Genomic DNA, 26,875 nt, shown 5'->3' on the forward strand with positions numbered 1-26,875 from the left:
TATTTGGGGCGCTGATTATAGACGCATTGGCCGGGTTCTTCACCTGTTTAAAACAGACAACCGCGCTTTTACTGTATAGATGTTTACCCTATGCTACGACGGTTTTCATCTGGAGCCCGGCATAATGAGTGAGCAACCTGACCATAAATCGTCGCTGCGACGCGATGGGTTTACCTTCAAGCGCTTTTTCGTGGCGCACGATCGCTGCGCCATGAAGGTGGGAACCGACGGCATATTGCTGGGGGCGTGGGCGCCGGTATCCGACGGCGTGCAGCGCGTATTGGACATCGGCTGCGGCTCGGGATTGATCGCCCTGATGCTGGCGCAGCGCACTGATAATGATGTGCGGATCGATGCGGTGGAGCTGGACGCGGCGGCGGGCCGCCAGGCCGGAGAGAATATCGCCGCGTCTCCGTGGTCCGATCGTATGAGGGTTCAGGTTGCGGATATTGCCGATTTCGCCGCCGCCGGCGCGGCACGTTATTCCTTGATTGTCAGCAACCCGCCTTATTATACGCCCGGTATCGCCTGCGGTACGGCGCAGCGAAGCCAGGCTCGTTACACCGCCACGCTGCCGCATGAGCTGCTGCTCGACTGCGTGCGGCGTCTGATAACGCCCGACGGCCTATTCTGCGTGGTGCTGCCTGTATCGGTCGCCGAGGCTTTTATTACGCTGGCGGCGCAGCAGCACTGGTTTCTCCGCCAGCGCGTAGACGTCGCCGAATATCATGCACGCCCGGCGCACCGCACGCTGTTGGCGCTATCGCTGCAACCCGGAGAGTGCCGGGCGCGGCAGTTGGCGATACGTGACGCGGATCGGCGCTACTCCGCCGATTTCCGGGCGCTGACCAGGCATTTTTATGTAGTTATGTAGTTATGTAGCTTGGCGGGCAGGGATAGCCCGCCATAAAAAAACGCCCGGAGCGTTTTTCAACGTCGCCCGCGACGGCCCTGAGGGTGGCGGGCAGGGATAGCCCGCCATAAAAAATCGCCGCTAAGGGGTGAGGATGGTGGGTTTAGGGGCGTCGAACTGATCTGGATAATCAAGAGTGTAATGCAATCCGCGGCTCTCTTTTCTTTCCAGCGCGCTGCGAACGATCAACTCCGCCACCTGCACCAGATTGCGCAGCTCCAGCAGGTTATTGGAAATACGGAAATGAGCGTAATACTCATCAATTTCTTGCTGGAGCAGGGTAATGCGGTGCAGCGCCCGTTCCAGCCGTTTGGTGGTGCGCACGATGCCGACGTAGTCCCACATAAATAGCCTTAGCTCATGCCAGTTATGCTGGATAACCACCTGCTCGTCCGAATTGTCGACCTGGCTTTCATCCCAGGCCGGCAGTTTCTTGATGGGTTTGATTTGCGGCAGGCGGCGCAGGATATCTTCCGACGCCGACCAGCCGTAGACCAGACACTCCAGCAAGGAGTTCGACGCCATGCGATTGGCGCCGTGCAGCCCGGTATAGCTCACCTCGCCGATGGCGTACAGGCCGTCGAGATCGGTGCGCCCATGCTGATCGACCATCACGCCGCCGCAGGTATAGTGCGCCGCGGGAACAATGGGAATAGCCTCACGGGTAATATCGATGCCCAGCGCCAACAGCTTTTCATAGATGGTGGGAAAATGCTGTTTAACAAACTCCGCGGGTTTATGGCTGATGTCCAGATACATGCAGTCCGCGCCAAGCCGCTTCATTTCGTGGTCGATCGCTCTGGCGACGACGTCACGCGGGGCGAGTTCGCCTCGGGGATCGAAGTCGGGCATAAAGCGGCTGCCGTCGGGGCGCTTCAGGTAAGCCCCTTCGCCGCGCAGGGCTTCGGTCAGCAGAAAATTACGCGCCTGCGGATGAAATAAGCAGGTGGGGTGAAACTGATTGAACTCCAGGTTGGCTACCCGGCAGCCCGCGCGCCATGCCATGGCAATGCCGTCGCCGGATGAAATATCCGGGTTGGTGGTGTATTGATACACCTTGGATGCGCCGCCGGTGGCAAGAACGACGGTCTTTGCCCGGCAGGATTCGACCGTTTCCCGTTCACGGTTCCATATGTACGCGCCGACAATCCGCCGGGTTCCCGGCAGGCCCAGTTTGCTTGAGGTGAGCAAATCGACGGCGTTACATCGTTCCATAATATGGATTCGGGGATGGGAGCGGGCTTTTTGTACCAGCGTATTTTCCACTTCTTTACCGGTGGCGTCGGCCGCATGCAGGATCCGGCGGTGGCTATGCCCTCCCTCTCGGGTCAGGTGATAACGCGCTTCGCCGCCGGCGTCGGTTTCCGTATCGAACAGTACGCCCTGATCGATCAGCCACTGCACGCAGCTTTTGGCATTGCCGGCGATGAACTCCACGGCTTCACGCTCGCACAGCCCGTCGCCCGCGACTAATGTATCGTCGATGTGTGAATCGATGCTGTCGGTTTCATCGAAAACCGCGGCAATGCCGCCCTGGGCATAGAAGGTCGAGCCCTCATTAAGCGGTCCTTTACTGAGAACGGTAACGTTTGCGTGGTCGGCCAGACGCAGCGCGAGAGACAGCCCGGCAGCACCGCTGCCAATGATTAACACATCACAGGAGTATTCAGTGGTCGGTTGCATGTTTGTATCGTCAACATAAAAAAGGAAGGGAAAACCGATGTTAGCACTCAATGTTTTATCCATGTATTGATTTTGATCGCCCTGTAAAGATGTATAAATACCACTCCCCAGGCAGGGCAGGTCCGTGCTAATGGCATGGATTTATCGTATGATCGGCCCGTTGTGCCCGATGATAACTGAAAAAAATGACGAGTCGGCGCGACTCGTTATGGGCACGGTTAACCGCGGTAGGCAGAAGAAATTGATTGCCCGGAACTTTAATGCCATGCGTTGGCTCTAAGCTGGAGCTTGCTCTGGGTATAACTATATATGGCTGGCAGTACTATTTTACGTGTGGAGAACGGTTTGAGGAGATATTACCTCGGATGAGCGAGCAGCTAGCAGATCAGGTCCTGGTAGAGCGGGTCCAGAAGGGCGATCAAAAATCGTTTAACCTACTGGTTATTCGCTACCAGCATAAGGTGGCGAGCCTGGTATCCCGTTACGTCCCTCAGGGGGACGTACCTGACGTGGTACAGGAGTCGTTTATCAAGGCGTATCGCGCGCTGGAGTCATTTCGCGGCGATAGCGCCTTTTATACATGGTTGTATCGCATCGCGGTGAATACGGCGAAAAACTATCTGGTTGCTCAGGGCCGCCGCCCGCCTTCCAGCGATATTGACGCCAACGATGCGGAGAACTATGAAAATGCCGGCGCATTGAAAGAAATATCGAACCCTGAGAATTTAATGTTGTCAGAGGAGTTAAGAAGCATCGTTTTCCGTACCATCGAGTCGTTGCCGGAGGATTTGCGCATGGCGATTACCTTGCGTGAATTGGATGGATTGAGTTATGAAGAGATAGCCGTAATTATGGATTGTCCCGTCGGCACGGTTCGCTCCCGTATCTTCCGGGCGCGGGAAGCGATTGATAACAAAGTACAACCGCTTATTCAGCGCTAGCGAGTGGCAAGCGCAGCGTATGATTAATGATGGATTTGACTGATAAGGGTGTGGGTATGCAGAAAGAGAAGCTTTCCGCTTTAATGGATGGTGAGGCTGTCGATTCCGAACTGCTGAGTGCCTTGTCGCGCGATGATAAGTTACAGCAAAGTTGGCAAAGTTATCATCTTATCCGCGACACATTGCGTGGAGATATTGGTGAAAACGCTATCCATCTGGATATCGCTTCACGCGTCGCTGCCGCTATCGAGCAGGAGCCTGTACGCCTGGTTCCCCAGGCAGTCCCCGAATCTCAGCCACATCCGCGGAGTTGGTCACAGCTGCCGTTCTGGCACAAGGTGCGGCCGTGGGCCAGCCAGCTGACCCAGATTGGCGTCGCGGCCTGCGTATCGCTGGCGGTGATTGTCGGCGTGCAGAATTACAACCAAATCGGCGGCTCGGACGGCGTAACCGAGTCTGCGGCGTTCAGTACGCTACCGGCAATGGGAACGGCGTCGCCGGTCAGCCTGGGCGTGCCGTCGGAAAATGCGGCGGCTCAGGGGCAGCAGAAATCGGACGTGCAACGTAACCGCCTCAATGCTATTTTGCAGGATTATGAATTACAGCGCCGCCTGCACGCCGAACAACTCCAGCAGCATGACGATCAGCAAGCGGCGATTCAGGTTCCAGGAACTCAATCATTAGGAACTCAGCCTCGGTAATGAAGCCTGTCTGGTTTGCCGTCTGTTTATTGATTGGCAGTCTGTTTTATTCCACCATCGCCCCGGCGCAAACCGCGTCCGGGGCGTTGTTGCAACAAATGAACAGCGCCAGCCGTTCGTTAAACTATGAAATCTCTTTTATCAATATCACCCGTCAGGGATTCGAGTCGGTGCGCTACCGTCACGCGGTGATTAATAATCGTTCATTGGCGCAGTTAATGTTTATGGACGGGCCGCGGCGCGAGATCGTGCAGCGGGGCAATGAAATCAGCTATTTCGATGCCGGTCTTGAGCCTTTTACCCTGTCGAGCGATCATATCGTCGATTCGTTACCCTCGCTGGTTTACGCTGATTTTCAGAAAATCGCCCAGTATTACGACTTTGTTCCCGCCGACGGCCGTGTGCGCATCGCCGATCGTCTGGCCGTGGGGATCAGGATTATTTCACGGGATGCGACGCGCTACAGCTATGCCGTCTGGATGGACGCGGAGTCAAAATTGCCTTTGCGGGTCGATCTGCAGGATCGTAATGGCGAGCGTCTGGAGCAATTCCTGGCGACCGCTTTAATCGTCGATGACGGCGTGGTGAACGCGATGCGTCCGCTGGAAAATATTCGTCTTCCTCCCGCACTGTCGGCCCCCGCGGCCGAAAACAAGGATTTTGCCTGGTTGGCGCAGTGGCTGCCGCTGGGAATGAAAGAGGTGTCGCGCAGCCGCAGGGTATTGCCGGGAGCCACGCTCCCTATTGAAACGCGTTTGTACAGCGACGGATTGTTCAGTTTTTCCATCAACGTCAGTCCCTCTTCCGAAGCGCGCGGCGAGCAGGCTGTTCGTACCGGCAGGCGTTCAATACACACCGAGGTTCGTGATAACAATGAGATCACCGTGGTCGGCGAGCTCCCGCCGGCCACGGCCAAGCGTGTGGCGGACAATGTTATCTTCAAGGCGCAATGATGATTAAAGAATGGGCGACGGTTATTTCATGGCAGGACGGCATCGCGCTGCTGCGCTGTGAACAACGTTCCGGCTGCGGTAGCTGCCAGTCGCGCTCCTCCTGCGGGACCTCGATATTGAACCAGTTAGGCGCGCCGGCCGAACACACGCTGCATGTGCCCTGCGCGCAGCCGCTGCAAAGCGGTCAGCGGGTTGAGCTGGGTATTGCCGAAGAGAGCCTGCTGCACTCCGCCGTCATGGTCTATTTTGTTCCGCTGCTGGGACTGTTCGCCGGCTCGGCGCTATTTCAGGCTTTGTTCGCCAGCGAGCTTGCCGCTGTTCTGGGCGCATTGATCGGCGGCGGGGCGGCTTTTTTATCCGTAAAGCGCTGGGCGGCAAAGCTGGGGAAAAACAGCCGTTATCAACCGGTTATTCTGCAAATTGCGCTTCCGGGGGAGTTATTGCAAATTAACACCCTGACCGAGTCATAGAATGAGGCGCGCGGGAGAAGAAAGATAACGCCGTCATTCCTTGCCTATCCCCATGACTTTCGGCCGTTGTCATCGCTTTAACCTCTTCTTTCATCCTGTCGCGCCGCCATCCCGAATAAAACCGTCATAATCAAAGTTAATGCGCGGTACATGACTAGGTTTTCGGTCGTCCGGCATGTAGAATGCAGCGATTCAGGTGGAAGGTCATCGCTGCTGTTTTCACCTAATGCGCATGCCCATCGGCAAGAATTTCTGGAATATCAAGGTAGAAAAATTTTTATAATGAAGCATATACGAAATTTCTCCATTATTGCCCACATCGATCATGGTAAGTCGACATTATCCGACCGCATTATCCAGATTTGCGGTGGTTTAACCGAACGTGAAATGGCTGCGCAGGTTCTGGACTCAATGGATCTGGAGCGCGAGCGCGGTATAACAATCAAAGCGCAGAGTGTGACGCTGGATTACCATGCGGCGGATGGGCAAACCTATCAGTTAAACTTCATTGATACTCCCGGACACGTCGACTTCTCTTATGAAGTTTCGCGCTCGCTGGCCGCTTGCGAAGGCGCTTTGCTGGTGGTTGATGCCGGCCAGGGGGTGGAAGCTCAGACGCTGGCGAACTGTTACACCGCGCTGGATATGGATTTGGAAGTGGTTCCGGTGCTTAACAAAATCGACCTGCCGGCCGCCGATCCGGATCGCGTCGCGCAGGAAATCGAAGATATCGTCGGCATCGATGCGACGGACGCCGTGCGCTGTTCGGCTAAAACCGGCGTCGGCGTGCCTGAAGTATTGGAACGCCTGGTGCGGGACGTGCCTCCTCCTCAGGGGAGCGCGGAGGCGCCGCTGCAGGCGCTGATCATCGACTCCTGGTTTGATAACTATCTTGGCGTGGTTTCACTGGTGCGCATTAAAAATGGTTCGATGCGCAAAGGCGACAAGATCAAGGTCATGAGCACCGGGCAGGTTTATAACGCCGATCGGCTGGGTATTTTCACCCCGAAACGGGTCGACCGCGACGTGCTCAACTGTGGCGAGGTCGGCTGGCTGGTCTGCGCCATCAAAGATATTCTGGGCGCGCCGGTGGGCGATACGTTAACGCAGGCCCGTCAGCCGGCGGAAAAAGCGTTGCCGGGATTCAAAAAGGTCAAACCCCAGGTTTATGCCGGGCTATTCCCCATCAGTTCCGATGATTATGAAGCCTTCCGCGACGCATTGGGTAAGCTGAGCCTGAACGATGCTTCGCTGTTTTACGAACCGGAAAGCTCTACCGCGCTGGGTTTCGGTTTCCGCTGCGGCTTCCTTGGGTTGCTGCATATGGAGATCATCCAGGAGCGGCTGGAACGTGAATACGATCTGGAACTGATTACCACCGCGCCTACGGTGGTCTATGAAGTTGAAACCACCGCCGGTGAAACGGTTTACGTCGACAGCCCGTCGAAGCTGCCGGCGCTGAATAATATTCAGGAATTGCGCGAGCCCATCGCCGAATGCCATATGCTGATGCCGCAGGAATATCTGGGTAACGTCATCACGCTGTGCATCGAGAAGCGTGGCGTACAGACCAATATGGTCTATCACGGTAATCAGGTGGCGCTGACGTATGACATTCCGATGGCGGAAGTGGTGCTCGACTTCTTTGACCGCCTGAAATCGACGTCGCGAGGCTACGCCTCGCTGGACTATAACTTCAAACGTTTTCAGGCGTCGGATATGGTCCGGGTGGACGTACTTATCAACACCGAGCGCGTCGATGCACTGGCATTGATTACCCACCGCGACAACGCACAGTACCGCGGTCGCGATCTGGTGGAAAAAATGAAAGATCTGATCCCGCGTCAGCAGTTTGATATTGCGATTCAGGCGGCGATCGGCAACCACATCATTGCCCGTTCCACCGTTAAGCAGTTGCGCAAGAACGTGCTGGCGAAATGTTACGGCGGGGATGTCAGCCGTAAGAAAAAGCTGTTGCAGAAACAGAAAGACGGTAAGAAACGTATGAAGCAGGTGGGCAACGTTGAGTTACCGCAGGAAGCCTTCCTGGCTATTTTGCACGTTGGCAAAGACAACAAATAGATCCTGAGGAGTTGGCATGGCCAATATGTTTGCCGTAATTTTGGCGTTGGTAACGCTGGTCACGGGCATTGTCTGGTGCTTTGAGCGCTTTATGTGGGCGCCGGCGCGCCGGAAAAAATTTGCGGCATCGAATGGGCTGGCGGATGACGGTACGTTGTCAAAAACCGCGGCGCAACCCGGATGGATTGAAACGGTCGCTTCGGTATTTCCGGTGGTGGCGCTGGTATTAATTGTGCGCTCGTTTATTTATGAGCCGTTTCAGATCCCATCCGGTTCAATGATGCCCACCCTGCTGATTGGTGATTTCATACTGGTGGAGAAATATGCCTACGGTATCAAAGAACCCTTTACGCAGCAGACGCTAATCGAGACGGGCCATCCCAAGCGCGGCGACGTCGCGGTATTTAAATATCCGTCCGATCCGAAAGTGGATTTTATCAAACGGGTGGTCGGGGTGCCGGGCGATCGCGTCAGCTATAATCCCCTGAGCAAGCAGGTTACCATTCACCCAGCCTGCGATGGTCAGCAAATTTGTGATAAAGCGCTGGCGGTAACCTATAATAATGTTCAGCCCAGCGACTTCGTTCAGACATTCCATCAGCCAGGACTGGAGTCCCGCAGCGGGTTTTATCAGATCCCGGCGAATGAAAATAACGCCGATGGCGTCCGCCTGGGCATACGTAAAGAGTCATTGGGCAATGTGACGCACAATATCCTGATTGTGCCCGGCGTGCAGGACCAGCTCGGCGGATATTATCAGCAGTCACAACAGCAGCTCGCCACCTGGGTTGTGCCGGCAGGGCATTATTTCATGATGGGGGATAACCGCGATAACAGCCTGGATAGCCGTTATTGGGGCTTTGTACCGGAAAGAAATCTTGTCGGTAAGGCCACCGCCATCTGGATGAGCTTTGAAAAACAGGAAGGCGAGTGGCCTACCGGAGTTCGGTTGAGTCGAATTGGCGGTATTCACTAATCGAGGTGATAAACACGCAGCATTATTATGCTGTCCGTTGTAGAATATTTTCAGAAATGAGCGAAGGCTCCCGGTCGGGAGCCAATGCAAACGAAACAGCTTTGGCTGATGGTTAACCAAACAGGGCTGTTCCGTGTGCTGTTGTTTTTGACGCATTGTTGATCTCTATTGGTAACACATGAATCCCATCCTAATAAACCGTTTACAAAGAAAGCTGGGCTATACTTTTCAGCAGTACGAACTTTTGTTACAGGCCCTGACACATCGGAGTGCCAGCAGTAAGCACAACGAACGACTCGAATTTCTGGGCGATTCCATTCTGAGTTTTGTTATCGCCAACGCGCTATATCATCGTTTTCCCAAGGTGGATGAAGGGGATATGAGCCGGATGCGCGCGACGCTGGTGCGCGGTAATACCCTGGCGGAAATTGCGCGTGAATTCGAGTTGGGAGAGTGCCTGCGCTTGGGGCCGGGTGAGTTAAAGAGCGGAGGTTTCCGGCGTGAATCCATTTTGGCGGACACGGTAGAAGCGCTGATCGGCGGTATTTTTCTCGATAGTGATATTCAGACCATTGAGCGTTTGATCCTGAATTGGTATCAAAGCCGACTGGATGAAATCAGCCCTGGCGATAAGCAAAAAGATCCGAAAACGCGGTTGCAGGAGTTTTTGCAGGGGCGTCATTTACCGTTGCCGAACTATCTGGTGGTTCAGGTGCGCGGTGAAGCGCACGATCAGGAGTTTACCATTCACTGTCAGGTCAGTGGGTTTAGTGAATCGGTCATTGGCACCGGTTCGAGCCGCCGCAAGGCTGAACAGGCCGCGGCGGAACAAGCGTTGAAAAAACTGGAGCTTGAATGAGTGAAGAACAGACATACTGCGGTTTTGTCGCGATTGTCGGCCGACCTAACGTTGGTAAATCCACATTATTGAATCAGCTGCTGGGGCAGAAGATTTCCATTACCTCGCGTAAACCCCAGACAACGCGTCACCGCATTATGGGTATTCATACCGAAGGGCCGTATCAGGCTATCTACGTGGATACCCCAGGGCTGCACATCGAGGAAAAACGGGCCATCAATCGCCTGATGAACCGTGCCGCCAGTAGCTCCATCGGGGATGTGGAACTGATTATCTTTGTGGTCGAGGGTACGCACTGGAACGACGATGATCAAATGGTGCTGAACAAGCTGCGCGACCAGAAACATCCCGTCCTGCTGGCGATCAATAAAGTGGATAACGTTACGGATAAAACCAAGCTGTTGCCGCATATTCAGTTTATCAGCCAGCAAATGAACTTCCTGGACGTGGTGCCGATTGCCGCGGAAAAGGGCACCAACGTCGATACCATCGCCAGCATTGTGCGTAAGCATTTACCGCAGGCGACCCATCACTTCCCGGAAGATTACATCACCGATCGCTCGCAGCGGTTTATGGCTTCAGAAATTATCCGTGAAAAGCTGATGCGCTTCCTGGGGGAAGAGCTGCCGTATTCGGTGACGGTGGAAATTGAACGCTTCGTGACCAATGAACGGGGCGGCTATGACATCAATGGCTTGATTCTGGTTGAGCGCGAAGGCCAGAAAAAAATGGTGATCGGCAATAAAGGCAGCAAGATCAAAACCATTGGCACCGAGGCCCGCCATGATATGGAAGAGATGTTTGAATCCAAGGTTCATCTCGAATTATGGGTAAAAGTAAAATCAGGCTGGGCGGACGACGAACGTGCCCTGCGCAGCCTGGGTTACAGTGAAGACCTGTAAGGCCCACGCCGATGGAAGGCTGGCAACGCGCATTTGTCTTGCATGGGCGACCTTATAGCGAAACCAGTTTATTGCTGGATTTGTTCAGCGAAAATGACGGCCGGGTTCGGGTTCTGGCAAAAGGCGCCCGGGCCCGGCGTTCCAGCCTCAAAGGCTGTCTGCAACCTTTCACTCCTCTGCTGGTACGCTGGAGCGGACGGGGCGAAATGAAAACCTTACGCAACGCCGAGCCGGTGTCATTGGCGCTTCCTCTTGGCGGCATCATGCTGTATAGCGGTTTATACGTGAATGAACTGCTGGTGCGCGTGTTGGAACACGAAACCAATTATTCCGCGCTTTTCTTTGATTATCTCAATTGCCTGCAACAGCTTGCCTCTCAGAATGCCGCGCCTGAGCCGGCGTTGCGCCGTTTTGAACTCGCCTTGCTGGGGAACCTGGGGTATGGCGTGGATTTTCTGCACTGTGCGGGGAGCGGCGAGCCGGTAGCCGATACCATGACCTATCGCTACCGTGAAGAGAAGGGGTTTATCGCCAGTTTAATTGTCGATAACTATAGCTTTACCGGCTATGAGCTGCGTGCGCTGGCAGCGAGGGAATTTCCTGATTCGGCAACGTTGCGCGCCGCCAAACGCTTTACCCGCATGGCGTTAAAGCCCTATCTCGGCGGTAAGCCGCTGAAAAGTCGCGAACTGTTTCGCCAGTTTGTCCCCATGTTCAATTTTCCGAAAAAACCGTCTTGCGATAAATAATCCCATTTCTTCTGTACCCGGAAATAGGCTCATCGGTGTAAACTGCCTCGTATTACGTATTAATTTATCGAGGATTTACCATGTCTGGGTTGTTGTTGGGCGTTAATATCGATCATATCGCCACCCTGCGTAATGCCCGCGGTACGGCCTACCCGGATCCGGTGCAGGCCGCGTTTTTGTCTGAACAGGCGGGAGCCGATGGGATTACCGTCCACCTGCGTGAAGACCGACGCCATATCACCGATCGCGATGTACGCATCCTGCGCCAGACCATTCAAACCCGGATGAATCTGGAAATGGCGGTGACTGAAGAAATGGTGGACATCGCCTGTGAACTGAAGCCGCATTTTTGCTGCCTGGTGCCAGAAAAACGTCAGGAGGTGACGACCGAAGGCGGACTGGACGTCGCCGACCAGCAGGAAAAAATGAACCATGCGGTGGCCAGATTAAGCCGCGCGGGGATCCAGGTTTCTCTGTTTATTGATGCCGATAAACGGCAAATCGATGCCGCGGTTGCCAGCGGCGCACCCTACATTGAAATCCATACCGGCGCCTATGCCGATGCCGTTGACGATCAGGCCCGGCAATATGAATTTGAGCGTATCCGCGAGGCCGCCGCCTATGCGGCGGGAAAAGGATTGAAAGTGAATGCCGGTCACGGTCTGACCTATCATAACGTGCAGGCTATCGCCGCTTTGCCGGAAATGCACGAGTTGAATATCGGCCATTCCATTATCGGACGGGCGGTGATGAGCGGACTGAGCGCCGCGGTGGCTGAAATGAAGTCGCTGATGCGGGAAGCCCGTCGCCGATGAGCATTCTTGGGCTGGGGACGGATATCGTCGAGATTGCCCGTATTGCATCGGTTATTGAGCGTTCCGGCGAGCGGCTGGCCCGCCGCATCCTGACCGAGAATGAGTGGTTGCAATATCAGCGGCACCAGCAGCCGGTGCGTTTTCTTGCCAAGCGCTTCGCCGTTAAGGAAGCGGCGGCGAAAGCTTTTGGCACCGGCATTCGTAATGGACTGGCTTTTGCCCAGTTTGAGGTATTTAACGACGAATTAGGGAAACCCTGCCTGCGTTTTTTCGCCAGCGCCGCCGAATTGGCTGCTCATCTGGGAGTAAGGCGCGTGCACGTTACCCTGGCTGATGAGCGGCATTACGCTTGCGCCACGGTGATTATCGAAGATTAAGGCCTACAGTCGGTCACTGTGGTGCATTAATACGTATTTTTCCCACAGTTGCTCATTTTCTTCCCGGTGAGCAGGATCTTTGATGATGGTGTTGTCGATCGGACACACTTTCTGACAGGTGGGAGTGTCGTAATGCCCGACACATTCGGTACAGCGGCTGGCATCGATTTCGTAGATGTCCAGCCCCATTGAGATGGCCTGGTTAGGACATTCGGGTTCACACATATCGCAATTGATACATTTATGAGTGATGAGTAACGCCATGATGATCTTCTACCTTACAAACAGGGCGCAGATTATACCTGCTGCAAGCGGTTTAAACACTCTCAACCGTCGTTGATGAACAAACAGATAGTGAAGTTACAGGGTAAAATGACCATCTGTTCGTTAAATTGGTTCCGGATTTATCCTTTAGACTATGAAAATCAGCCAATATGACTGTGACTCTCAGGTTTTAATCTGCTGATTTATAAGTTAAATTAAGTTAGTTATCGCCTTGCTGCCGCTATACTCGCAGGATTGCCAGCATAGCGGTTATCGGTTGCTTAGATAAAGTTTGTTTTGGCCGGGTCGATAACGGATATACCTGTATGATGTGATTTTTCTAACTAATAGTGTCAGTCTAATGGCGGATCTCATAGTGCAACAGGAAGGGAATTTTAATCAGTTTGGGCTATTGTGTCCCCAGCCGGAGAACGCTGAACCAGCGGATCCTGATTACTGGCGTCATTGCCAACGGCGCTACACGTTTCAGCCAATTTACCGAACGTCCGGTAAGCTGATGGCTATTGAATTGTTAACCTCGGTTTTTGCCCCTTCCTCGCCACGAAATTTTATTTCTCCCGAAAAATATTTCGCCAGCATCAACGTTGAAGCGCGTCTGCAAATTATTATAGAACAACTGCAACTTTTATCGCATTGGCACCAGCGCTTTATCCGTGACGAACTGCTGGCATCGGTCAACATTGACGGTTCGACGCTACTGGCCTTACAACAGAGTGGTGAAGCGAAAAGGCTTATCGCAGCGATGCCCTGGATTCGTTTCGAGATGGTTGAAAATCAGGGGGGATTGCCGAAAGAGACCTTAACCAGGCTTCCTGAAGCTCAAACGCTGTGGTTGGATGATTTTGGCTGCGGCATGGCGAACTTTTCATCATTAATGCTGGCGCAATATGACTGCATTAAAGTCGCCCGTGAACTGTTTATTCTGTTACAGCAAAGCGGAGAAGGACGTGAGGTTTTCCCTACGCTGATCGCCTTGCTCGCCCGTTTTTGCAACTATGTGGTTATCGAAGGCATTGAAACCAAGGAAGAGTGGGCGATTGTCAAAGCATCCGATGCGGATGCCGCCCAGGGGTACTATCTTTCACGTCCGCAATCGTTTGATCACTTTGATACGCTAAGCACAGAGCTCTAGAGGAGAGTTTTTATTCTATTCTGGAGTATTTAATAATAACTTTGTAATATCTGCTATTCCCAATCACTTTCCCCTTCCTGCACCTCTCCCGAACTCCATTACCGCGGCTAATGTTCGCTCACGCCAACAAAAGCGTATGCATCATGATTAAACTATTGATATTGCTTAAAGCAATATATCAGTTTGTTCATTTAAGGAATGTTGTTTTTTTATTCCTACAATTTTGTTAAATTTGGATTTTTATATTGTTAATGGGTGAGATGATATTTTTTTATGGATTTTTTGGTCGCCATGCGGGTAACCTGTCAGATAATGGTGTTTTAAATTTAATTGTTTGATTACTAAGAATAAAATAATCAATGTTTGTTACTGACGATCGAAAATCACTTTACGATAGATTTTATTGATTAAAACGGTGATATTTATTGGTATAATTGATTTGCTTACAAAAAATTGATGTTCAAAATATATCAGTATGCGCCTCGTGAAATTTTTTTAATTTCATTAGCGGAACTTATAATGCAAACAATTACTAATATAAAATTAAAACGCTTTTTTGATGTTTTTATTGTTATTTACACACAACGATAGGCGAGGGTTTTATGTTGATGTTTCCATGTTTCTGAATTTTCCAGCTGTCTGGAGCAATTTTTCTTTCATCCTTTCTGCTCTCCGGAAATGTGTCAATCCTGAAAATCAACGGGATAGGGATCTGTTACCGGGATTTTTCGCCATCAGTGCTGTGATTAGTACGATCAGGACCGCTCGGGCCTGAGGAGAGTGTTATTGTGTATGAAATTATAATAACCATATTGTTACTGATTATATTTTTTTCTTCTGTAAGGAGTAGAAAAATAAAACAAAAGTTTAACTCTGAGCAGAAAAAACAAGATTTTCTGAACATGATTTTCTTTGCAACGGAATATAGTCCTGCTTCTATTGTAGTTGCGGATGAGAATTGTGAAATTATTTACGTTAATCGGCAATTTATTACCATGTCCGGCTATATGCAGGACGAGGTTATTGGCAAAAAAACGAATATATTAAAATCAGGTATGACTAATCCGGCTGTCTATGAGGATCTTTGGTCGACCATAAATAAAGGCGATATTTGGAGCGGCGAGTTTGTTAACCGCCGAAAAAATGGACAACTGTATTGGGAAAAGGCCAATATCGTTAAAATATATAATAAAGCAAACAATTCAACTCAATACGTTGGCGTTAAGCTTGATATCACCGAGAGAAAAACACAAGAGCATCATGATAACTCCTATAATCGGGCATTAGAGCTTTTATCAAGCGGCGCACCGTTAAAAGATATTCTCGATGCGATCATCTTTAGCGTGGAAGAAAAAAATCCCGGCCGTATCGTATGTTCGGTATTGCTGGTTGATAAAGACAAGAAATGCCTGACGTTAGGGTCGGCCCCCAGTTTGCCGGGTTTCTATAAAAACGCGATTCATAACGTCAAGATTGCCGATGGCGTCGCCTCCTTTGGAACAGCAGCTTATACCGGACAACGCGTAATAGCGGATGATATCTCTACTCATCCCGACTGGTCTCTCTATAAAGGCCTGGCTTTATACGCAGGTTTGCGCTCATGCTGGTCTGAACCTATTTATGGGCAGAACAAAGAGGTATTAGGCGTGCTGAGCGTTTATCACCGAAAAGTATATGTTCCTAATGATGAAGAAATTTTCTCTATTGAAAAATCTGCTCAGCTGATCTCTATCGCCATCGAACGATACCGGGCTATTGATTTGCTGCGCCGCAGCGAGGAGCACTACCGCCAGCTGGCGCATTATGATTCATTGACGTCGCTGGCGAACGGTTTAACGTTTGCCGAGCAAATGGAGCAGGCGATACTGTTGTCCAAGCAAACCGGTAGAAAGATTGCGCTGATGTTCCTCGATCTGGATAAATTTAAACAGATAAATGATTCTTTCGGACATGCGGTCGGCGATTTGTTATTAAAAGAAGCGGCGGTGCGGATGCGTAGCGCGGTAAGAGATTCCGATACGGTATATCGGCGCAGCGGCGATGAGTTCATTATCTTGTTACAAGGCATCAAGGAAGTCGACAACACGCTGTATGTTGCTGATAAAATTCATAACGCCTTAAATGAACCCTTTGATATCGAAGGGAAAAAACTTGATATATCCTGTAGCATCGGCATCGCGCTGTATCCGGAGCACGGCACCGATTCCCTGACTCTGGCAATTAATGCTGACTCGGCGATGTATCAGGCAAAAGCGATGGGGCGTAGTCAGACGCAAATTTATCATGATTCGAATAACCATCAATAACGCGATGATGGCGAAAGTTAAATAAAATCGATCTTCGTGCGGAAGCGCGTTTTCCATTTACCTTTCCCGCAGTGCTTCGGCCCGGGCGCGGATGATGGGTTTTAACAGGTAGCTGAGGATCGTTTTCTTGCCTGTCATAATGTCAACCGATGCCACCATGCCGGGAATAATAAGCAGCGGTTTCTCTGCGGTTCCCAGATAGTTTTTATCCGTACGCAAACGGATAATATAAAAACTATTGCCTTCTTTATCCGTCACCGTATCCGGGCTAATTTGCACCAGCTTGCCTTTCAGCCCGCCATAGATAGTGTAATCATAAGCGGTGAATTTAATAATGGCTTCCTGGCCGGGATGGAGAAAAGCGATATCCTGAGGACGGATTCTGGTCTCGACCAGCAGGTTGTCATCCAGCGGAACGATCTCCACTAAATCACTTCCTGGCTGAATAACGCCGCCAATGGTGTTAACCAGAATTTGCTGCACAATGCCGCGTACCGGCGAAACGACCAGCGTACGATTAACCCTGTCTTCCAGCGCCTTGCCGGTGGCGTTGATTTTGTTCAGGTTAGTCTGGGCTTCGTTCAACTGCGCTAAAGCCTCGCTTTTATAACGTCCTCTCGTCTCCTGGATCTTGTTCTCGATCTCTTTGATGGCCGATTCAGCGCGGGGAATAGACAGCGTGACGGAGTCAAGCTGGCCTTTGGTTTCCACTTCGGCCCGCCGCAGGCGCAGCACTTCCACTTTGGAAATGGCGCCTGCGGCGATAAGGGGTTCAGACATCCTGATTTCTTGCTGCAGCAGATTCAGGCTGTTGCGGAACTGGATCTGTTTGGCTGAGAAATCCCGCAACTCCTGCCGGCGCTGTATCAGTTGTTCTTCCAACCCGGATATCTCATTGTGGAATTGCTGACGTCGGCTGTTATACAGCTCCCGCTCGCCGTTGGCCACTTCCGGCGACAGTTCGGCGATATTGGCCGATAACGTTAAATCACGATCGTTAATCTCGGCATTCAGGCGCTCGATCCGCAAAATCAAAGCCAGCCGGTCGGCTTCGGTTTCCCCTACGTTGGAGGCAAAACGGGTATCGTCAAGCCGCAGCAGCGGATCGCCGGCCTGAACCACCTGGCCTTCATGGATAAATAGTTCGGTGACAATACCGCCTTCGAGGTTCTGGATCTTTTGTAGCCGCGAGGACGGTATCGCCTTGCCGTCGCCGCGGGTGACTTCGTCTACGTTGGCAAATGCCGCCCATAGAATGAAAAACAGGAAAAAGGCGCCGATGCTCCATAACGTGATGCGAATGACCCGGGGGGCGTCTTCCACCATGGCATTACTGACTGCGGGCATGGCCTGAAGGTCGTCGTCGTCACGTCCGACAAAATAACGCCTGAGGCGTGCAGCATATTCAACGAGACGCATTGATCTGTCCCTTCTTTAAAGCATCCATCACGATGGCCTTCGGGCCGTCGGCAATAATGCGTCCCTTATCAACGATAACCAAACGATCGACCAGCGCCAGCATGGACGCCCGGTGCGTCACCAGTAACAGCGTTTTATTGGCGACCACGGGCGCCAACGCATTTTTCAGCCGATCTTCGCTGGTGTTATCCATGGAACTGGTGGGTTCGTCAAAAATCAGTATCGGCGGATCGAGCAGCAGGGCTCTGGCTAGCGCGACCGCCTGGCGCTGACCGCCGGATAGCTGCTGGCCGCGCTCACCAACCTGCAGGTTGTAACCATCCGGATGCAGGCGGGCAAATTCATTAACGCCTGCTATCTCGGCGGCCCGTAGCATGGTTTCATCTTCAACGTAGCGGGCTCCGCTGATCAGATTATCGCGCAGTGACCCGCTGAACAGCTGAATGTCCTGTGGAACATAGCCGATATTGTGCCGTAGATCGCTGACATCCAACTGACGCACATCCACGCCATCGATAAGAATATTACCGGCATTGGCCTGGTAGAGATTGACAATCAGTTTCTGCAGCGAGCTTTTACCCGACCCGCTGCGCCCGATAATGCCGACTTTCTCACCCGCCGCGATGGCGATATTTATCCCCTGCAGAGAGCTGTTTTTCTGCTCGGGATAATTGAACGTTACATCGCGAAACTCGATGCCGCCGCGAATGCTTTCCCGCTTCAATGGGCGTTCATTATCATTGCGCTCCTGCGGCAGCTGCATCATTTGTTCCGTCGTATCCATCGTCAGACGGGCTTGCTGGTAACGGGTAACCAGTCCGGAGAGTTGTCCCAGCGGTATCAGCGCCCGGCCATTGAGCATATAGCAGGCGATCAATCCCCCCATGCTGAGTTTGCCGTTAATTAACAGATATACGCCGACCACAATCATGGCGACGCCGGCGAATTGCTGGATCCACTGGGTCAGATTAACCGCCAGCGATGACAGCGTCTTGGCGCGCATTTCCAGCCGGCTGAGGCTGCCAATGGTTTGTTCCCACTGATATTGTCGTTCGCTTTCCGCGTTGTTGACTTTTATCGCATCAAGACTGCTCAGCGTTTCGATCAGCGTTGCCTGGCGCTCGCTGGCAAGATGCATGGTTTTTTCAATGGTTGCCGTTAGCGGCTTTTGCAACGCCCAACTGGCCAGTAAAGCGATAGGGTAGGCGAGTATGGAAACCCAGACCAACGGCCCGCCGATAATTCCGATAACCAGCAGAAGCAACAATGTGAAAGGGAAATCTATCAGGGTTGTCAGCGTTAATGAAGAAAGGAAGTCTCTGAGTGATTGAAACTCATGGATATTTTGTGCAAAGTTACCCACCCGCGCCGGACGGGCTTTCATCGACATGCCGGTGATGCGTTCAAACAATGTGGCTGAGATAATCAGATCGGTTTTTTTGCCGGCGATATCAAGACAAATGCCGCGCAGCGTTTTCAATATCAAATCAAAGATAAACGCACCGGTAATACCAATCGCCAACACCCATAAGGTTGCCGTCGCCTGATTGGGAACCACCCGGTCATAGACATTCATAATAAACAGCGGCGTCGCCAGGGCGATGATATTAATCAGCAGGCTGGCGAGCACCGCATCCATATAAAGAAAACGCGACAGTTTGAGCGTATCTTTGAACCAGGATTTGGTGCGGGGGATCAGGGTGTCGGACTGGATATCAAACTGATGGCGGGGTTGGGCGAACATCACCAGCCCCAGATAGTTCTGCTGCAACGTATGGAGATCGACGGTAATTTCCCCGCCTTCCGTTTCACTTGGCATGATGCGGGCGCTGCCGTCGGCATTCCAGCCCAGTAAAATTGCCGCACTTCCCTCACGCAATAGCAACATCGCCGGAAGCGACATGGCGGCAATCTTGTCCAGCGGGCGCTTAAGCACTCTGCCTTGCAATCCCGCGCGAGCCGCGGCCCTGGGGAGTAATTTCACCGACAGGCGCTGGTTGGCAAGGGGCAATCCGGCGGTTAACGTTGCTCTGCTGACCGATTTCCCCTGCAAAGAACAAAGTATCAGCAAACTATCCAGTAATGGATCGTCATGACGGCTGCGAGGATCGCTATGTTCATGGGCAACCGATTCATCAGGGTTATTGGTATCGTGAACAGAATGCAACTTCATTTAGCTGGATTTTTCCTTACGCAACGCAGTCCCTGCAGCTGATAATAGGTAAACAGGCGGTTTCCCTACCTGCGAAACGGGACACCGATATACCAAACATGGTTTATCGGTATCGGGTAGTCCAATAGATTAATTTAATCCGGGTAATTCTGCGTGAGTCGTCACGTTGGTCAGACTATTACCAGCCGTCGGCACAGGGATTGATAAACTATTTAATAAATCCCCCATGCGTGATTTTATCCGATATCCGCTAAACAGGGCAGTAAATCGGACTTCTTCCAGGCGCCGCTGTGCGGTAAACAGCTCATTTTCACTGTCCAGCAGGTCCAGCAGCGTTCGTTCACCCAGGCTGAACTGTTTCTGGTAAGCGGTGCGCACTCTCCTGCTGCGGTCCGCATATTCCGCGGCGATAGGCAACTGCTGACGGGCGTTATTTAATGCAGACCATGCCAGCCGCAGCTCTTCATTAAGCAGGCGCAGGGAGTTATTTCTTATGTCCTGTGCCTCTTTGATTTGATAAGCCTTTGATTCCATATTGGCTTTACCGCTTCCGCCTTCGTACAGATTGTAGCGCATTCTTAACATCGCCTGCCATTCGTTGTTGTGACCGCGAGCGCCATCGACGTTATTATCCATACTGCGCGCCAGCTCGATATTCACCCGTGGATAAAAGGTGGATTTTGCCGCTTCGTACTGCTGTGTGGTCGCTTCAATATCGGATTCGGCGGATTTTAACGTCGGATTATTCGCCAGCATGATACGGCGCGCTTCTTCCAGCGAAACAGGTAGGGCAATGGCGGTATCGTTCGGAACGGCCAGATTAACCGGCTCTTTACCGACCACGCTATAGTAATTGGTTCGGGCGTCATCGAGATTGGTTTTTTCCGTCAATACGTTATTACGGGCCTGAGCCAGACGGGCTTCCGCCTGCTCCAGATCGGCAAGGCGGCCGACGCCCTGCACGCTACGCAGCTTTATCTGATCGTAGATACGTTCATGGTTGGCAAGATTGGCTTCCGCGAGGCGTACAAATTCCTGGCGCTGCAACACATCAAGGTAAACCTGCACGGCATCCAATGCTGTGGTTTCGCTGGCGCTCAACACTTTATAGGCTCGGGAATTCACCGTGGCGCGTTGCCGTCCGACCTCGCTGGAAGTGGCAAAACCGTCAAAAACCATCTGGCTTACGTTGATGCCGGATTCACCGCGGCTCAATTCGACACGGTGATTGCCGCTGGAACGCGTCGAGACGCTGTCCGTTTCTTCACGACCGATACCGGCATTTAACGTTACGGAAGGAAGATATCCCCCTTTGGCCGCACGTAAATCATGGTCGGCAGAGAAACGGCTATTAATTGAGGCGCTAACTTCAGGATGGGTGCTGAGCGAGTATTTAATTGCATCCTGAATAGTATCTGCGTGAGTGTAATTAGTAAAAACCGTAATGAAAAGTAATGTAGAGAATCTATATTTGTTAGAGGACATGGTGTTATTTTCCTTCACAAATGTTGATTTTGTGATTATTCCTATTCCCGTGAAAGGTTGGGATATTAATAATTTGCCAGCTAATTTAATAATAAATCTATTAATATCAATAAGTTAATTCTTAAGTAAGAAAATAAAATCTTCCCGAAATATCTAAATTACTCAAGATGAGTAAAGTTCTGGAAAGAATATTCTGAATTTTTTATTATATTGGTCATCGAGTCAAGAGATTGACGCATAAGAAAGCCGATTTACGGTGACGCCTCAATAATTTGTCAGGACGATGCACAGCAAGCTCCGCCCGTCAGGATGATGTCGTAATTCTATTACCAAAATTTATCAATACTATAAAAATAACTATAAATATCAAGAGGAAACTATTTTGAATAGCGTAATCGGTATCATCAAATTCGTTATTGGTCAGGTTTTTGTCATCGCTTTGGATGGCAGCCAGCGGTTATTGGTCGCAGGCGAACGTATCTACAGTGGCGAAGAAGTGGTTACCGGCGCCAACGGCGCGGTTTCGATAACCTTGCCTGACGGCCGCACGCTGGATTTAGGCCGCGACAGTCGCTGGAGCGATGTCGCTGACGTGACTTCTCAGAACAGGGTCGCGGCGGACGATGAAGTCGCGACCTTACAATCCGCCATTGCCCAGGGGGAAGACCCGACCCAGGTATTGGACCCCACGGCTGCCGGCAATAGCGATACGGGTGAGGCCGGCGACGGCGGCGGCGGTCATACGGCGGTGGTGCTGGATCTCACCGCGCAGATAGTAGAGGCTAACCCTGGTTACCCGACGGAGGGACTGGGTGTTGCGTTTGATGCCGTCGATGAGCGCGAAGAGGCTGACGCATCCGTATCGAGCTTGACAACCACGGTGGGGGATAACAGCGAACCGACCTCTGTTATCCTGAGCTCTGATGCCCGCGTAGCCGAAGGCGGAACGTTTACAGTCAGCGCCACCGTGGGCAGCCCGGTGACGGGAACCCCTTTGACTATCACCCTGACCGACGGTTCAACCATCATTATTCCGGTCGGGCAAAATACTGGCTCGGTACAAATCGATACGCGCGCTAATGATGAATATATACAGGGCGACGAAAGTATCACTGTCGGCATCGGGTCGACGGTGGGCGGCAACTTCGACAATCTGAATACTTCCAGCACCACCACCATCACGGTGGGCGACGTCGTTGACACCGTTAACGTCACCATTGAAAGCAACGGCGATATCACTGAAGCGCAGGGCGCGGCCTTTACCGTCAAAGTGGACCGGGTGCTGGCCGACGATCTGGTGGTGACGCTGGACAATGGCGACATGGTCACTATCCGGGCAGGCGAGCAGAGCGCGGCCTATAGCCTGCCGGCGCAGGGCGACGATGTGTACGCCGATGCGGGCAGCATAACGCTGGGCCTTACCGACGCCAGCGTGGCCGGCAAGGTCTTTGAAGATCTGCAACTGGGCGGTGACGCCACGGTAAATATTACCGACACGGTAGATACCACCACGCTGACGCTGGGTGATGTGACCGTGGCGGAAGGTAGCGATGGTGCTACCGTTAGCGCCACGTTGAGTCATCCCACCGATCGTGCCTTTACGGTGACGCTAAGCAACGGGGCTACCATTAGCTTTGCCGCTGGGGCGACAACCGGCACCTCGAGCGCGTTTGCGGTGCAAGGGGATGATGTCTATCGGGACGGTGAAAGCTACACCCTCCGTGTGACCGATGCGGGCGAGCATAATTTTGAACAACTGATCAGCAATGAAGCCACGGTCAACATTACTGACACGGTAGATACCACCACACTGACGCTGGGCGATATCACGATAGTGGAAGGTAGCGATAGCGCTACTGTTAGCGCCACGCTAAGTAACCCGACTGATCGTGCCTTTACGGTCACGTTAAGCAATGGCGCCACTATTACCTTTGCGGCCGGAGCGACAACCGGTACTTCATCAGCCTTTGCAGTGCAGGGCGACGATGTTTACCAGGACGGTGAAAGCTACACCATTCGTGTGACGGATGCGGGCGAGCATAATTTTGAACAACTGATCAGCAATGAAGCCACGGTCAACATTACTGACACGGTAGATACCACCACGCTGACGCTGGGTGATATCACGGTAGCGGAAGGTAGCGATAGCGCTACTGTTAGCGCCACGCTAAGTAACCCGACTGATCGTGCCTTTACGGTCACGTTAAGCAATGGCGCCACTATTATTTTTGCCGCCGGGGCGACAACCGGTACTTCATCGGCTTTTGCGGTGCAAGGTGACGATGTTTATCAAGATGGTGAAAGCTACACGCTAAGCGTAACCAACGCAGGCGAGCATAACTTCGAGCAACTGGATACCAGCGATACGGCGACAGTGATGGTGACCGACACGGTAGATACCACCACGCTGACGCTGGGTGATTTGACCGTAGCGGAAGGCAGCGACAGTGCGACTGTCAGCGCCACACTAAGTAATCCTACTGACCGTGCCTTTACCGTGACGTTAAGTAATGGGGCGACCATTACCTTTGCGGCCGGGTCAACAACCGGCACTTCATCGACCTTTGCGGTGCAAGGGGATGATGTTTACCAAGACGGCGAAAGCTACACCATTCGTGTCACGGACGCGGGCGAACATAATTTTGAACACCTGACCAGTAATGAAGCCACGGTAAACATCACTGATACGGTCGACACCGTCAACGTGACGATCGATAGCAACGGCGACGTGACCGAAGCACAGGACGCGGTCTTTACCATTAAAGTTGACCGGATACTGGCCGACGATCTGGTAGTCACCCTAAGCAATGGCGACACCGTCACCATCCAGGCTGGCGAGCAGAGTGTGGCCTATAGCGTGCCGGCGCAGGGTGATGATGTGTACGCCGATGCAGGTAGCGTAACGCTGGGGCTCACCGATGCCATCGTAGCTGGCAAAACCTTTGAAGATTTACAACTGGGTACTCCAGCTACGGTGCAGATCAGCGACACCACCGATGTCACCACGCTGACGCTGGGTGATGTGACCGTAGCGGAAGGCAGCGACAGTGCGACTGTCAGCGTCACGCTAAGTAATCCCACCGACCGCGACTTTACGGTAACGCTAAGCAATGGCGCCACCATCACCTTTGCGGCCGGGTCAACAACCGGCACTTCATCAGCCTTTGCGGTGCAAGGTGATGATGTTTATCAAGATGGTGAAAGCTACACCCTCCGTGTAACGAATGCGGGTGAACATAATTTTGAACAACTGGATACCAGTGACACCGCGACAGTGACGGTGACCGACACGGTAGATACCACCACGCTAACGCTGGGTGATATCACGGTAGCGGAAGGTAGCGATAGCGCTACAGTTAGCGCCACGCTAAGTAATCCCACCGACCGCGACTTTACGGTGACATTAAGTAATGGGGCGACTATCAGTTTTGCCGCCGGGTCAACAACCGGGACCTCATCGGCCTTTGCCGTGCAGGGGGATGATGTCTATCAAGACGGCGAAAGCTACACCCTCCGTGTAATGAATGCGGGTGAACATAATTTTGAGCAACTGGATACCAGTGACACCGCGACAGTGACGGTGACCGATACGGTAGATACCACCACGCTGATGCTGGGCGATATCACGGTAGCGGAAGGTAGCGATAGCGCTACAGTTAGCGCTACGCTGAGTAATCCTACCGACCGTGCTTTTACGGTAACGCTAAGTAATGGCGCCACCATTACCTTTGCCGCCGGAGCGACAACCGGCACTTCGAGCGAGTTTGCAGTGCAGGGGGATGATGTCTATCGGGACGGGGAAAGCTACACCATTCGCGTGACGGATGCCGGTGAGCATAACTTTGAACAACTGGATACCAGTGACTCAGCCACAGTCACGATTACCGACACGGTAGATACCACCACGCTAACGCTGGGCGATATCACGGTAGCCGAAGGTAGCGATAGCGCCACTGTCAGCGCCACGCTAAGTAATCCTACTGACCGTGCCTTTACGGTGACGTTAAGCAACGGGGCGACCATCACCTTTGCGGCCGGGTCAACAACCGGCACTTCATCAGCCTTTGCGGTGCAAGGTGATGATGTTTATCAAGATGGTGAAAGCTACACCCTCCGTGTAACGGATTCCGGTGAGCATAATTTCGAGCAATTAGATACCAGTGACACCGCGACAGTGACGGTGACCGACACGGTAGATACCACCACGCTAACGCTGGGTGATATCACGGTGGCGGAAGGCAGCGATAGTGCCACCGTCAGTGCCACACTGAGTAATCCTACTGACCGTGCCTTTACCGTAACGTTAAACAATGGCGCCACCATCACCTTTGCGGCCGGGTCAACAACCGGTACCTCAAGCGCTTTTGCGGTGCAGAGTGACGATGTCTATCAAGACGGTGAAAGCTATACACTCCGTGTAACGGATGTGGGCGAACATAACTTTGAGCAATTAGATACCAGTGACACCGCGACGGTAATCGTCACCGACACGGTAGATACCACCACGTTGACGCTGGGTGATGTGACCGTTGCCGAAGGTAGCGATAGCGCTACAGTTAGTGCCACACTGAGTAATCCTACCGACCGAGCCTTTACCGTGACGCTAAGTAACGGCGCCACTATTACTTTTGCGGCTGGGGAAACGACGGGTACCTCAAGCGCCTTTGTGGTGCAGGGTGACGATGTTTATCAAGATGGTGAAAGTTACACCCTAAGCGTAACCAACGCGGGCGACCATAACTTCGAACAGCTGGATACCAGCGATACGGCAACAGTGACCGTCACTGATACGGTGGACACCGTCAATGTCACCATTGAGTCCAATGGCGACGTCACGGAAGCACAGGATGCAGTGTTTACCGTCAAGGTAGACCGGGTACTGGCCGACGATCTGGTGGTGACGTTAAGCAATGGCGACACGGTAACTATCCAGGCGGGTGAGCAGAGTGTGGCCTATACCGTGCCGGCACAGGGCGATGATGTGTACGTCGATGCGGGCAGCGTAACGCTGGGTCTTACCGATGCCAGGGTGGCCGGCAAGGTCTTTGAAGATCTGCAACTGGGTGGCGATGCGACGGTAAATATTACCGACACGGTCGATACCACCACGCTAACGCTGGGCGATATCACGGTAGCGGAAGGCAGCGACAGCGCCACCATCAGCGCCACGTTGAGTAATCCCACCGACCGTGCCTTTACCGTGACGTTAAGCAATGGCGCCACCATTACCTTTGCGGCCGGAGAAACGACTGGGACCTCGAGCGCTTTTGCGGTGCAGGGCGACGATGTTTACCAAGACGGCGAAAGCTACACCATTCGTGTAACGGATGCGGGTGAACATAACTTTGAGCAATTAGATACCAGCGACACGGCGACAGTGGCCGTTACCGATACAGTGGATACGGTCAACGTTACCATTGAGTCCAATGGTGATGTGACCGAAGCGCAGGATGCAGTGTTTACCGTCAAGGTTGACCGGGTACTGGCTGACGATCTGGTGGTCACCCTAAGCAATGGCGACAGGGTCACCATCCAGGCCGGCGAGCAGAGCGTGGCGTATAGCGTGCCGGCGCAGGGCGACGATGTGTACGTCGATGCGGGCAGCGTTACCGTGGGCCTCGACAAGGCGGAAGTGGCTGACAAGACGTTTGAAG

General features: G+C 52.5%; 20 protein-coding genes. 15 read left to right on the forward strand and 5 right to left on the reverse strand.

The window, feature by feature from the left end; translation table 11 throughout:
* Window positions 1–124 precede the first annotated feature (124 nt).
* The gene (gene trmN / locus MFP24_RS02645; RefSeq protein WP_249229010.1) at window positions 125–874 is read left to right on the forward strand and encodes a tRNA(1)(Val) (adenine(37)-N(6))-methyltransferase TrmN; all 750 of its coding nucleotides are present in this window, start codon (window positions 125–127) and stop codon (window positions 872–874) included.
* A gap of 120 nt (window positions 875–994) precedes the next feature.
* Here trmN and nadB read toward each other — a convergent pair whose 3' ends face one another.
* Window positions 995–2,596 (reverse strand): L-aspartate oxidase, encoded by a 1,602-nt coding sequence (nadB, locus tag MFP24_RS02650; RefSeq protein WP_249229009.1) that lies wholly within the window; start codon window positions 2,594–2,596, stop codon window positions 995–997.
* Window positions 2,597–2,961: 365 nt separating this feature from the next.
* Here nadB and rpoE point away from each other — a divergent pair, with 365 nt between their 5' ends.
* The 11 genes from rpoE to acpS all read left to right on the forward strand — a co-directional run bounded on the left by rpoE (window position 2,962) and on the right by acpS (window position 12,421).
* A complete protein-coding gene (rpoE, locus tag MFP24_RS02655) occupies window positions 2,962–3,537 on the forward strand; it encodes an RNA polymerase sigma factor RpoE (protein WP_009111831.1) in 576 nt (191 codons plus the stop codon).
* Window positions 3,538–3,593: 56 nt separating this feature from the next.
* Window positions 3,594–4,238: an anti-sigma-E factor RseA gene (gene rseA / locus MFP24_RS02660; RefSeq protein ID WP_249229008.1), complete on the forward strand. Its 645-nt coding sequence runs from the start codon at window positions 3,594–3,596 to the stop codon at window positions 4,236–4,238.
* On the forward strand, window positions 4,238–5,191 hold the full coding sequence (rseB, locus tag MFP24_RS02665) for a sigma-E factor regulatory protein RseB (protein WP_249229007.1): 954 nt from the start codon (window positions 4,238–4,240) through the stop codon (window positions 5,189–5,191). Before rseA ends, rseB begins: the two co-directional genes overlap by 1 nt.
* Window positions 5,191–5,661 (forward strand): SoxR-reducing system protein RseC, encoded by a 471-nt coding sequence (gene rseC, locus MFP24_RS02670; RefSeq protein WP_249229006.1) that lies wholly within the window; start codon window positions 5,191–5,193, stop codon window positions 5,659–5,661. The genes rseB and rseC overlap by 1 nt, the downstream gene beginning before the upstream one ends.
* 282 nt (window positions 5,662–5,943) lie before the next feature.
* Window positions 5,944–7,743 (forward strand): translation elongation factor 4, encoded by a 1,800-nt coding sequence (gene lepA, locus MFP24_RS02675; protein ID WP_249229005.1) that lies wholly within the window; start codon window positions 5,944–5,946, stop codon window positions 7,741–7,743.
* 16 nt (window positions 7,744–7,759) lie between these two features.
* A complete protein-coding gene (lepB, locus tag MFP24_RS02680) occupies window positions 7,760–8,719 on the forward strand; it encodes a signal peptidase I (RefSeq protein WP_249229004.1) in 960 nt (319 codons plus the stop codon).
* Between the two features lie 178 nt (window positions 8,720–8,897).
* Complete coding sequence (gene rnc, locus MFP24_RS02685; protein WP_249229003.1) at window positions 8,898–9,578, forward strand: ribonuclease III; 681 nt, start codon at window positions 8,898–8,900, stop codon at window positions 9,576–9,578.
* Entirely contained in the window at window positions 9,575–10,480 is a 906-nt protein-coding gene (gene era, locus MFP24_RS02690; RefSeq protein WP_249229002.1) for a GTPase Era, read from the forward strand. Before rnc ends, era begins: the two co-directional genes overlap by 4 nt.
* Window positions 10,481–10,491: 11 nt before the next feature.
* Complete coding sequence (recO, locus tag MFP24_RS02695) at window positions 10,492–11,229, forward strand: DNA repair protein RecO (RefSeq protein WP_249229001.1); 738 nt, start codon at window positions 10,492–10,494, stop codon at window positions 11,227–11,229.
* Window positions 11,230–11,309: 80 nt separating this feature from the next.
* Complete coding sequence (gene pdxJ / locus MFP24_RS02700; RefSeq protein ID WP_249229000.1) at window positions 11,310–12,044, forward strand: pyridoxine 5'-phosphate synthase; 735 nt, start codon at window positions 11,310–11,312, stop codon at window positions 12,042–12,044.
* On the forward strand, window positions 12,041–12,421 hold the full coding sequence (gene acpS, locus MFP24_RS02705) for a holo-ACP synthase (RefSeq protein WP_009111841.1): 381 nt from the start codon (window positions 12,041–12,043) through the stop codon (window positions 12,419–12,421). Before pdxJ ends, acpS begins: the two co-directional genes overlap by 4 nt.
* 3 nt (window positions 12,422–12,424) lie before the next feature.
* Here acpS and MFP24_RS02710 read toward each other — a convergent pair whose 3' ends face one another.
* Window positions 12,425–12,685, reverse strand: a complete 261-nt coding sequence (locus tag MFP24_RS02710) for a YfhL family 4Fe-4S dicluster ferredoxin (RefSeq protein WP_249228999.1) — start codon at window positions 12,683–12,685, stop codon at window positions 12,425–12,427.
* A 361-nt stretch (window positions 12,686–13,046) separates the two neighbouring features.
* Here MFP24_RS02710 and pdeH point away from each other — a divergent pair, with 361 nt between their 5' ends.
* Window positions 13,047–13,838, forward strand: a complete 792-nt coding sequence (pdeH, locus tag MFP24_RS02715; protein ID WP_249229058.1) for a cyclic-guanylate-specific phosphodiesterase — start codon at window positions 13,047–13,049, stop codon at window positions 13,836–13,838.
* A 788-nt stretch (window positions 13,839–14,626) separates the two neighbouring features.
* On the forward strand, window positions 14,627–16,144 hold the full coding sequence (locus tag MFP24_RS02720) for a sensor domain-containing protein (protein WP_249228998.1): 1,518 nt from the start codon (window positions 14,627–14,629) through the stop codon (window positions 16,142–16,144).
* A gap of 57 nt (window positions 16,145–16,201) precedes the next feature.
* Here the strand turns inward: MFP24_RS02720 and MFP24_RS02725 are convergent, their stop codons facing one another.
* The 3 genes from MFP24_RS02725 to MFP24_RS02735 form a co-directional block, all read right to left on the reverse strand.
* Complete coding sequence (locus MFP24_RS02725; RefSeq protein ID WP_249228997.1) at window positions 16,202–17,563, reverse strand: HlyD family type I secretion periplasmic adaptor subunit; 1,362 nt, start codon at window positions 17,561–17,563, stop codon at window positions 16,202–16,204.
* Window positions 17,550–19,736 carry a type I secretion system permease/ATPase gene (locus MFP24_RS02730; protein WP_249228996.1) on the reverse strand — a complete coding sequence of 729 codons (2,187 nt, stop codon included), beginning with the start codon at window positions 19,734–19,736 and terminating at the stop codon, window positions 17,550–17,552. Before MFP24_RS02730 ends, MFP24_RS02725 begins: the two co-directional genes overlap by 14 nt.
* A gap of 129 nt (window positions 19,737–19,865) precedes the next feature.
* The gene (locus MFP24_RS02735; RefSeq protein WP_249228995.1) at window positions 19,866–21,221 is read right to left on the reverse strand and encodes a TolC family outer membrane protein; all 1,356 of its coding nucleotides are present in this window, start codon (window positions 21,219–21,221) and stop codon (window positions 19,866–19,868) included.
* 382 nt (window positions 21,222–21,603) lie between these two features.
* Between MFP24_RS02735 and MFP24_RS02740 the strand changes: the two genes are divergently transcribed.
* A partial coding sequence (locus MFP24_RS02740) for a retention module-containing protein (RefSeq protein WP_249246714.1) occupies window positions 21,604–26,875 on the forward strand: 5,272 nt, incomplete at its 3' end.

The sequence above is a fragment of the Brenneria tiliae genome, assembly GCF_023347575.1.
GTDB classification, from domain to species: Bacteria; Pseudomonadota; Gammaproteobacteria; order Enterobacterales; family Enterobacteriaceae; genus Brenneria; species Brenneria corticis.